The following is a 9,782-nucleotide window of genomic DNA, read 5'->3' as shown; positions in this document are numbered from 1 at the left end:
TTCCCTTCCAGCCCGTAGGTGATGCGCTCGCCGTCGTGCCAGGCAATGGTGGTGGCCAGCGCGTCAATGTCGCACTGGGCTGATTTAACCGGTGCCATCACCGATGAGCCGGTGCCGTAGGTGGCCTTCACGCACCCGAGTTCCCCCAGCGCATGGCCAAAAAGCGCGGCGTGGGAGTCGCCGACCATCGACATGATCGGAATGCCGTCAGGGATCGCCGCGAGCCCGCGGGTGTAGCCAAACAGCCCGCTGGAGGGCTTAATCTCCGCCAGCGCGGCGCGGGGGATCTGGAACAGCGCCAGCATGTCGTCGTCCCACTGCCCGCTCTGCAGATTGAGCAGCTGGGTGCGCGCGGCGTTGGAGTAGTCGCAGCAGAAAGCGTCGCCGTGGGTTAAGTTCCACAGCAGCCAGCTATCGATGGTGCCGAGGCAGATTTCGCCGCGTTCGGCGAGAAGGCGACCCTCGGGGATCGACTCCAGCAGCCAGCGCATTTTGGAGGCGGAAAACAGGGGCGCAATCGGCAGCCCGGTGGTGGTTTTAATCTGCTGCTCTTTGCCCGCATGGCGCAGCTCGTCGCAAAACGCGGCGCTGCGGGTGCATTGCCAGGTGATGGCGGCGTTAACCGGCTTTCCGCTGTGGCGATACCAGCCGATGGCGGTTTCCCGCTGGTTGCTGATGGCGAGTGCGGCCACGTTGTCCGCGCCAACGTGCTCAACCGCTTTGGCAATCACCGCGAGGGAAGCCTCAATCAGCGTCTCCCCGGATTGCTCTACCCAGCCATCGCGCGGGGTTTGAATCGCCAGGGGCTGTGAAAACTTGACAATAACGTTGCCGCGGCCGTCGAGCACGACCGCTTTGGCGTTGGTCGTCCCCTCGTCGAGCGCAATAATGAACTCTTGCTGTGTTGCCGGCATTAGATAGTCTCCTGAGTCACACTGCGTCCTGGCGCTGAGGGGCGAACATTCCTCGCTATCGCGTTGCGACTGAGCAGGCCATGATGTGACATTTCGTTATCACTTTTGTAATCACTGAATATATATTCGATAGTGATTATTTATTTAATACCTTAGCCAGAAACTTTCCCCGGGGCTAGAGGGAAAGTTATCAATTGTGCTGGCAATCACACTTATCTGAATGGATAAATGCCCGGAGGGCAGAGGAGGCAAGTGCGGAGATATTCGATCAGCATATTGAAATATAACTGTTTATTTCGCACGCCTTGGCATCTGAAGGGGGGGCGCAAAGGCATGCAAAAAAGATATCTGCTGGAAAATTAGCCGGTGACCAGCAGCCTCGCGGTCGGGTAATCGGTGATTAAAACGTCGATATAGCCGCCGGAGAGGGCGCCTTTGATCGCCGCAACCTTATCGCTACCGCCGGCCAGCGCCACGACGTTGGGGCATTTTTTTACTTTTTCCAGCGCCATGCCGATAACAGGATCTTCATCATCGCTTAACACGGCCCGGCCCTGTTTGTCGTAGTAGTGCAGGCAGATATCCCCCACCGCGCCGCGCTCGGCCAACACCTGCAGCATATCTTCGTGGTAGTAGTTACCGGACGTTTTCAGCAGCTGTGAGGGTTCGAGAATACCGATCCCGACGATGGCAATATCAACCTCGTCGAAGCGTGAAACCACGTCGGCGACGTCCTGGCTGGCGATGAGGCGGTTTTTCTCCGCCATCGAGCCCTCAATGCTCTGCGAAGGAAGCAGCCAGGCCTGACAGTTAAGATGCTGGGCGAGCGTCTGGGTCAGGATGGTGGCCTGGACGTTGCCGTTCGGTCCGACGCCGCCGAGCAGCTGGATGACTCCGCTGGCCTTTAAGTTCTGCGCGTGAACCTCATCGACCATCGCCCTGATGGTCGAGCTCCATGAGGAGACGCCGATCAGATCTTTCGGCCGCAGGCGGGTTTCCAGATAGTGGGCGGCAGCGGAGCCAATCGCGCGCTTGAGGGTGTGATCGCTGGCATCCTCTTCGGTATCGACGACGATAGCCTGCTTAATTCCGTAGCGATCTTCGATGCCTTTTTCGAGGTTGAGAAAAATATTCGAGGGCTGAACGACGCTAATTTTTACCACCCCTTCTTTCTGGCAGCGGGTGATGGCGCGGGAGACAAATGACTGGGAGAGCGAAAGAAGTTGTGCAATGTCGGACTGCTTTCGTCCTTCAAGATAGTAAAGCGTGGCAATCTTAACTAACAGCCTTTGTTCATCCTGCTTAGCCATATATATCCCCGAAAATCATTAACGTACATCCATTATGTTATACCCGTCATGCCAAAACCGCATCTCTGTTGGCGCTGCGCGTTAACCGCGCCGACCCTCTGCCTGAGCAGACCGCAGGGCGAATAATTCAGGGTATAGAGGCTTTTATCATACGTGAAAAAGAAAGAGAACTAAGTGTGATGAAACTCTAACTTTTATCAATCCTCAAAATCAGCTATGGACAAAAACAGAACAGTTGCGACATAATTGAATAAAGAATCATTATTGAATATATATTCATAGTGATATCAAGTCAACTGAAAACTTATCCAGGCACAGACGGGCCTGATAGTTAAGGAGGCAGAATGTTCCTGAGTATGATGCAGCGGCGGAAGCCTGATGATGCGCTGCCTGGGGATGTCTGGTTTTTTTAGTCCCTGACGGAATAAATATTCCAAGTTGAAATTAAATTCAGAGGTATTAAATGAATCCCTATAGCTACGATGTCCAGGCTCTTGAGCGTCAAGCTCGCGCGGTGCGCCGCCACATTATCAGATTGAATGCCAACAGTCCGGCCGGGGGGCATACCGGCGCCGATCTGTCGCAGGTAGAGCTCCTGACCGCGCTCTACTTCCGCGAGCTGAACGTCTCCCCCGAGCAGATTGCCGACCCCGAGCGGGATATTTACATCCAGTCTAAAGGCCACGCGGTAGGGTGCTACTACTGCGTGCTGGCGGAAGCCGGCTTTTTCCCGGTCGAATGGCTGGCGACCTATCAGCATGCGAACTCGCATCTTCCCGGCCACCCGGTTCGCCAAAAAACCCCCGGCATCGAGCTGAATACCGGCGCGTTGGGCCACGGTTTGCCGGTTGCGGTGGGGCTGGCGCTGGCGGCGAAAAAGAGCAACAGCCGCCGCCGCATCTTTTTAATTACCGGCGATGGCGAGCTGGCCGAGGGCAGCAACTGGGAGGCGGCGCTGGCTGCGGCGCACTACGAGCTCGATAACCTGATTATTATCAACGATAAAAATAACCTGCAGCTCGCCGGGCCGACCCGCGAGATTATGAATACCGACCCGCTTGCTGAAAAGTGGAAAGCGTTTGGCATGACCGTGACCGAGTGTCAGGGAAACGATATGGCCTCTGTGGTGGCCGCTCTGGAAGGGCTGCAGCAGGCGGGTAAACCTAACGTCATTATTGCCAACACCACAAAAGGCGCCGGTATTTCCTTTATCCAGGGGCGTCCGGAATGGCACCACCGGGTACCGAAAGGCGAAGAGATTGAACTGGCACTGGAGGAACTGAAAGATGAGTAATGCAGAACACCTGGCGAGCGTAATGGTGCAGGCGTTTATTGACGCGGTAGAAAGCGGCGTCGATCTGGTGCCGGTCGTTGCTGATTCCACCTCGACGGCGAAAATAGCGCCCTTTATTAAACAATTCCCCGGCCGTCTGGTTAACGTCGGGATTGCCGAGCAAAGCATGGTCGGCATGGCGGCCGGGCTGGCGCTGGGCGGGAAAGTTGCGGTGACCTGTAACGCCGCCCCCTTCCTGATTTCGCGCGCCAATGAGCAGATCAAAGTCGACGTCTGCTACAACAACACCAACGTTAAGCTGTTCGGCCTCAACGCCGGGGCCAGCTACGGCCCGCTGGCGAGCACCCATCACTCTATTGACGACCTTGCCGTGATGCGCGGGTTCGGCAATATCCAGATCTTTGCCCCCTCTACGCCGCGCGAGTGCCGGCAGATAATCGACTACGCCATCCAGCATCAGGGGCCGGTCTATATCCGCCTGGACGGCAAGGCGCTGCCGGAGCTGCACGATGAGAACTACCGCTTTGTCCCCGGGGCGGTGATTACCCTGCGCGAAGGCCGGGATATTGCGCTGGTTGCGACGGGCTCGACGGTGCATGAAATCGTTGACGCTGCGGAGCTGCTGGCCGAGCAGGGCATTGAGGCGAAGGTGGTGAGCGTGCCGTCAATCCGCCCTTGCGACACTCAGGCGCTGCTGGCGGCGCTGCAGGGCTGCCGCGCGGTCATCACGGTTGAAGAGCACAACGTCAATGGCGGACTCGGCAGCCTGGTTGCCGAAGTGCTGGCCGAAGGCGGCGCCGGCATCCCCCTGAAGCGTCTGGGGATCCCTGACGGTGAGTACGCGGCGGCGGCGGACCGCGGCTGGCTTCGTCAGCACCACGGTTTCGATGCGCCGGCGATCGCGGCGCTGGCCCGGACGCTGGGCTAACCGTAGCGCTAAAAACCCGTGCGGGCTGCCGCGCGGGTGGCGCTATTTGCGCTTCCCGCAGAGGGTGATGACCCGCGCGTCGCATTCCAGCCAGTGAACCTCAACGCTCTCATCATCAATTTGCATCCGCAGCATTCCCTCCTTTATAGACGTTATCCGCATACGCAGAAAATCCATCCCGGTCTGACGGGGAAGGGGCAGCGCCTTAAACCCGCTCTCTTTCGCCGAGAACGCCAGCGTCAGCGCCAGCGCAAAGGGCAGGCCGCTGGCCGCCAGCAGCGGTTTTTCCGCGGCGTTGATAATGCTGCTTTCGAGCTCCGCCGCCAGCGCCGGGGTAAAGCGGCGCTCAATATCAATCCCTATCGGGTTAGGGGAGACCACCGCCAGGGCGCTGTTTTCACAGTGGCTGATGCTGCCGAACCACGGCGCGGGCCACAGCGGCTGGCGCTGCTCGCCGGGCGGCGGCGGCACTTTTTCGCCAACTTCGCGCAGGGCGTGCACGGCGGCGATGCGTCCGGCAAGGTGTTCGGTCTGGCGCTTGCGGCCGCCTGCGGTGAGCAGGGCGTGATGGGGCAGCCACAGCAGATCCGCGGGCTGGAAGCTGGCAGGGTCGAAATCAATCCGCTGAAGCAGATGTCCGGCAAGGAGAAGCGTGCTGTGACGTGTGTGCATGAAAGGATGTTAACCGATTTGCCCGCCGCCCTCTATGGCCAGAGGGCGGCGGGATTCAGGCGAGCAATCAGAAGTGAGTGTTGATGCCCATATACCAGGTACGGCCCGATTCGTTATAGGTTTCGGCACCCGCGCCGTACATATAACCGGTGGTGCCGCCGGTAGTTTGGGCGTTACCCGCACGCCAGTGGCGCTTATCGAAGACGTTATCCACGCCGCCGGTCAGGCTGACGTTTTTGGTGACGTCCCAGGTCGCGCTCAGGCCGAGGATGCTGTATGGGCTAACCTCGTTCTTCTCGCTGCCGGTAACTGCCTGACCCTTGTAGTTATACTTCTTCGGCTCCTGCTTGCCGTACCAGGTAAAGGTCGACTGCACGGAAACATCGTCGTATACCTGCCAGCTGAGGGTCGAGTTCAGGGTATATTCCGGGATAATCGACAGACGATCGCCGGTCTCTTTATTCTTACTCTGCAGCATGTAGGTGATGTTGTTGGTCCAGTTAACGGTCTCGCTAACCGGCACGTTTAACGTCCCTTCCAGGCCCTCTACCACCGCTTTCGGCACGTTCTCCCACTGGTAAATATCGGTTTTCACCTTACCGCTTGATGTAGAGGAGAGCGGAGCGTAGCCCGCTTCGATTTTGTCGCGGTAGTCGTTGCGGAACCAGGTCACGCCCGCCAGCCAGCCGTCGCGTTTAAATTCGAGGCCGATCTCTTTGTTGATGCTGGTTTCTGCCTTCAGGTCATCGTTACCCACCATATAGCAGCCGGTGCCGGTCGCGCTGGCGTAGCAGCCCTGGCCCTTACTGTACAGGATGTAGTTCGGGTTGGTCTGATACAGGCTCGGCGCTTTATAGGCGCGGGCAATACCCATCTTCAGGGTAAAGTCGTCGCCCAAACCCTGGGACAGGTTCAGCGACGGGCTCCAGTTATTGCCGACGATGCTGTGGTGATCGAAACGCAGCGCTGGCGTCAGCATGGTGGAGTCGGTTAGCTCAACGTTGTCTTCGGCAAACAGCGAGAAGATCTCCGCCTGTGAGTAAGGGCTACGGCCGGTGCTGCTTGCGCCCGGAATATCGCCGCCCATAAAGGTCTGGGTATTGGAGGCGTTATCCTTCATCCGCTGCTGGTTCCATTCGGTCCCCAGGGTCAGATTCTGATTGACCCACAGGTCGAATGGAATGCTGATTTCGCTGTGCAGCATTACGTCGGAAAGGTCGATATCGCTAAACTTATCGCTATTAAAGATCCCTTCAGTACCCCCGGCCAGGCCTTCGCCCTTACGCGAGTTGCGGGTGTGTTCGTACTGCGCCCAGTTGCTGGTGGTGATACCGTTATCCCAGCCGCCGTTCCAGGTGACGGAGTAGGTCTGACGATAGAGGCGGTTGGTCTCTTTACCGTAGTTCTCTTTCACCAGGTCGTTGGTGTTGGTGTTCTGCGTGTCGCCCGCGTAGAGGTTGCCCTGGCGGCTGTAGCCCGACTCAAACTCCAGCGACTGCATCGGTGCGAAGTCCCAGCGCACGACGCCGTTGATGTTTTTATTCTCGACCCCTTCACGCCCGGCCGGCAGGGTATCGGAGTAGATGCCGGTACGCTCGGACTGATGTCCCTGGTTGATATCCCAGGCGTCGGCCTGCGTTTTGTCGAGGTTGCCGAACAGGCGGAAGCTGAAATCGCCGCCCAGCGGGCCGCTAAGGCTAAAGTCGGTGCGCTTGGTGGCGCCCTCGTCTTTATGCTCCGGGGCGTTCATGTAGGCATTCCATGAACCGTGCCACTCGTTGCCGCCTTTTTTGGTGATGATATTGACCACGCCGCCCGCCGCGCCGTTGCCGTAGCGCGCCGCCGCCGGGCCGCGGATGACCTCAATGCGTTCGATCATTTCCGGCGGCACCCAGCTGGTATCGCCGCGGGTATCGCGCTCGCCGCGCCAGCCGAGACGAATGGAGTTACGGCTGGTGACCGGCTTACCGTCAATCAGGATCAGGGTATTTTCCGGGCCCATGCCGCGAATATCAATCTGGCGATTGTTGCCGCGCTGGCCGCTGGTGGAGTTGCCGGTCAGGTTAACGCCCGGCATGGTGCGGATGATTTCTGAAACATCGCGGGCCGGCGGACGTTTACGAATTTCATCGGCGGTGATGGTGGAGACGCCGGGCGCCTGCAGGTTCTGCTCCGCTGCGGTAACCACCATGGTTTCTTCGGCGGCCGTTTGTTTGCTGTCTGTGGTCTCTTCCGCGCACAGCGGGAAGGCAACACCATAAATTCCCAGATTGACCAGCAAGGCCAGGGATTTGATCCTGTTATTCATTTTAATATCATCCAGCTGTCTGTTGCCGCTTTCCCCAAAGACCTCTTCCCAGCGGGAGAGGTGACGGCATGCACAAATGTTGCCAGTAGAGGACAGATGCCCGCCATCTCTGACATGTTTTTAGAAGTTACTCATTCCTACGCGCGGTAATACGCTATTGCAAATGAAAATAGTTATCAATAATATTATCAACAAAATATTACGTTTATTGATAAATATCACGATAAACATAGGGTTATTTAATGTTAAAAACAGGAAGCGATGACTGGTGGCAGAGCCTGAGCGGCCCGCAGTCGGAGGCGTCTGGCGATGCGTACCGGGTGACGTTCTGGTGGCGGGACCCGGCGGGCAGCGAGGCCACTTCGGCGACGCGGCGGGTGTGGATCTACATCACCGGCGTCACCGACCACCACAAAAATGCCGTTCCGCAAACCCTACGTCGCGTCCCGGGCACCGATGCCTGGCAATGGCAGACCACGCTCTCGCCGACCTGGCGCGGCAGCTACTGTTTTATCCCCTCCGAACGCGATGACGATTTTGCTCCTGAGATTTTTAACGGCGACGCGCCGGACCGCACCCTGCTGCGCGAGGGCTGGCGACGCCTGCTGCCGCGCGCGGTAGCCGACCCGCTCAATGTGCAAAGCTGGAAGGGGGGGCGCGGCCACGCGGTCTCCGCGCTGGAACTTCCTCAGGCGCCGGAGCAGCCCGGCTGGGCGCTGCGCGATGAAAACTATGCTCCGCCGGTCTGCATCCAGTGGCGCAGCGCGCGGCTTGGCAACAGCCGTCGGGTGTGGGTTTATGCCACCGGCGACGGCGCGGAAAAAGAGCGCCCGCTGGCGGTGCTGCTGGACGGCCAGTTCTGGGCCGAGAGCATGCCGGTATGGTCGCCGCTGGCCGGGCTGACCCGCGAGGGCCGGCTGCCGGCGGCGGTGTATCTGCTGATCGACGTTATCGATAGCGCGCACCGCAGCCGCGAGCTGCCGTGCAACCGCGATTTTTGGCTGGCGGTACAGGAGGAGCTCCTGCCGCAGGTGCGCCAAATCGCGGAATTTAGCGACCGGGCCGAGCGTACCGTCGTGGCCGGGCAGAGCTTTGGCGGCCTGGCGGCAATGTTCGCCGCCCTGAACTGGCCGCAGCGTTTTGGCTGCGTGCTCAGCCAGTCCGGATCCTACTGGTGGCCGCACCGCGGCGGCGCGCAGGATGGCGCGCTGATTGAAGGCCTGAAAGCGGGGGAGCTAAGCGCCGACGGGCTGCGAATCTGGCTCGAAGCCGGCGAGCGGGAACCTCTTATTTTCCGCGCCAATCAGGCGCTTTTAGCCCAGCTGCCGCCGCCAAAACGGTCGGTTTTCTGGCGCCAGGTTGACGGCGGGCACGATGCGCTGTGCTGGCGCGGCGGGCTGACGGCGGGACTCATTCAGCTATGGCAATCCGCGGAGTCCGTCCCATCGGGACGCCCGCCAGAACCGAATCATTGATCGTGCGCGAGGGCTGCGGATGCGGCCAGCAGGATAGCGAGTATTAACAGGAGTTTGAAATGCAATTCAGTAACCCCTTCGATAATCCGCAAGGGCAGTTTTACATTCTGCGTAACGAGCTGCAGCAGTACAGCCTGTGGCCCCATCACTGCGCGCTGCCGGAGGGCTGGACGGTAGAGTGTTCGCCGCAGTCGCTGGAAGCGTGCAATGCCTGGCTGGCGGCGAACTGGTCAACCCTCACCCCCGCGCACTACGCGTCCTAAGGAGCCGATGATGACCACTCGTTTACCGCTGGTTGCAGCGCAGCCGGGGATCTGGATGGCGGAGCGGCTGTCAACGCTGCCCGGCGCCTGGAGCGTCGCTCACTACGTTGAGCTCAGCGGCAGCCTCGATCCGGCGCTGCTCGGCCGGGCGATCGTCGCCGGCCTGGCCCAGGCCGACACGCTAAGCCTGCGCTTTTGCGAAGACAACGGCGAAGCCTGGCAGTGGGTCGATGAGGCCCGTCGCTTCGACGAACCGCAGCACCATGACCTGCGCGAGGCGGACGATCCGCACGCCGCCGCGCTGGCCATTATGCGGGCCGACCTTGAACAGAATTTGCGCGTCGATAGCGGTAATCCGCTGGTCTGTCACCGGCTGCTGCGCACGGCGGACAATCGCTGGTACTGGTATCAGCGCTATCATCATTTACTCGTCGATGGCTTCAGCTTCCCTGCCATTACCCGCCAGATCGCCGCTATTTACCGCGCCTGGCAGCGCGGAGAGCCGACGCCGGATTCGCCGTTTACGCCGTTCGCCGAGGTGGTGGAAGAGTATCAGCGCTACTACGGCAGCGACGGCTGGCAGCGGGACAAGCAGTTCTGGCAGGAGCAGCGCAGGAC

The 9,782-nt window shown here is 59.5% G+C and carries 9 protein-coding genes; 5 read left to right on the top strand and 4 right to left on the bottom strand.

Annotated elements, in window-relative coordinates; all coding sequences use genetic code 11:
- Both PFH44_RS21515 and PFH44_RS21510 read right to left on the bottom strand, forming a co-directional pair.
- A partial coding sequence (locus tag PFH44_RS21515) for an FGGY family carbohydrate kinase (protein ID WP_283826093.1) occupies positions 1-914 on the bottom strand: 914 nt, incomplete at its 3' end.
- A gap of 359 nt (positions 915-1,273) precedes the next feature.
- Positions 1,274-2,224: a sugar-binding transcriptional regulator gene (locus tag PFH44_RS21510; RefSeq protein ID WP_045854407.1), complete on the bottom strand. Its 951-nt coding sequence runs from the start codon at positions 2,222-2,224 to the stop codon at positions 1,274-1,276.
- A gap of 463 nt (positions 2,225-2,687) precedes the next feature.
- Between PFH44_RS21510 and PFH44_RS21505 the strand changes: the two genes are divergently transcribed.
- Together PFH44_RS21505 and PFH44_RS21500 are read left to right on the top strand one after the other, a co-directional pair.
- A complete protein-coding gene (locus PFH44_RS21505) occupies positions 2,688-3,518 on the top strand; it encodes a transketolase (RefSeq protein ID WP_045854408.1) in 831 nt (276 codons plus the stop codon).
- Positions 3,511-4,446, top strand: coding sequence for a transketolase family protein (locus PFH44_RS21500; RefSeq protein ID WP_045854409.1), 936 nt, complete (start codon positions 3,511-3,513; stop codon positions 4,444-4,446). Before PFH44_RS21505 ends, PFH44_RS21500 begins: the two co-directional genes overlap by 8 nt.
- A gap of 42 nt (positions 4,447-4,488) precedes the next feature.
- Here the strand turns inward: PFH44_RS21500 and entD are convergent, their stop codons facing one another.
- Positions 4,489-5,118 (bottom strand): enterobactin synthase subunit EntD, encoded by a 630-nt coding sequence (entD, locus tag PFH44_RS21495; protein WP_283826092.1) that lies wholly within the window; start codon positions 5,116-5,118, stop codon positions 4,489-4,491.
- A 67-nt stretch (positions 5,119-5,185) separates the two neighbouring features.
- The gene (gene fepA / locus PFH44_RS21490; RefSeq protein ID WP_283826091.1) at positions 5,186-7,426 is read right to left on the bottom strand and encodes a siderophore enterobactin receptor FepA; all 2,241 of its coding nucleotides are present in this window, start codon (positions 7,424-7,426) and stop codon (positions 5,186-5,188) included.
- Between the two features lie 242 nt (positions 7,427-7,668).
- Here fepA and fes point away from each other — a divergent pair, with 242 nt between their 5' ends.
- The 3 genes from fes to PFH44_RS21475 all read left to right on the top strand — a co-directional run.
- Positions 7,669-8,901 (top strand): enterochelin esterase, encoded by a 1,233-nt coding sequence (gene fes / locus PFH44_RS21485; RefSeq protein WP_283826090.1) that lies wholly within the window; start codon positions 7,669-7,671, stop codon positions 8,899-8,901.
- 59 nt (positions 8,902-8,960) lie between these two features.
- Positions 8,961-9,164, top strand: a complete 204-nt coding sequence (locus tag PFH44_RS21480) for an MbtH family protein (RefSeq protein WP_045854413.1) — start codon at positions 8,961-8,963, stop codon at positions 9,162-9,164.
- Between the two features lie 10 nt (positions 9,165-9,174).
- On the top strand, positions 9,175-9,782 hold a 608-nt coding region (locus PFH44_RS21475), incomplete at its 3' end, for a condensation domain-containing protein (RefSeq protein ID WP_283826089.1).

This window comes from Klebsiella sp. Ech2A (assembly GCF_030078455.1).
Lineage (GTDB): Bacteria > Pseudomonadota > Gammaproteobacteria > Enterobacterales > Enterobacteriaceae > Klebsiella > Klebsiella terrigena.
This window is presented reverse-complemented; position numbering and strand designations above follow the sequence as displayed.

Coding starts and splice junctions, on each gene's coding strand:
- fepA (WP_283826091.1), bottom strand. CDS start 7,426: ATGAATAACAGGATCAAATCCCTGGCCTTGCTGGTCAATCTGGGAATT.
- fes (WP_283826090.1), top strand. CDS start 7,669: ATGTTAAAAACAGGAAGCGATGACTGGTGGCAGAGCCTGAGCGGCCCG.
- PFH44_RS21510 (WP_045854407.1), bottom strand. CDS start 2,224: ATGGCTAAGCAGGATGAACAAAGGCTGTTAGTTAAGATTGCCACGCTT.
- entD (WP_283826092.1), bottom strand. CDS start 5,118: ATGCACACACGTCACAGCACGCTTCTCCTTGCCGGACATCTGCTTCAG.
- PFH44_RS21505 (WP_045854408.1), top strand. CDS start 2,688: ATGAATCCCTATAGCTACGATGTCCAGGCTCTTGAGCGTCAAGCTCGC.
- PFH44_RS21500 (WP_045854409.1), top strand. CDS start 3,511: ATGAGTAATGCAGAACACCTGGCGAGCGTAATGGTGCAGGCGTTTATT.
- PFH44_RS21480 (WP_045854413.1), top strand. CDS start 8,961: ATGCAATTCAGTAACCCCTTCGATAATCCGCAAGGGCAGTTTTACATT.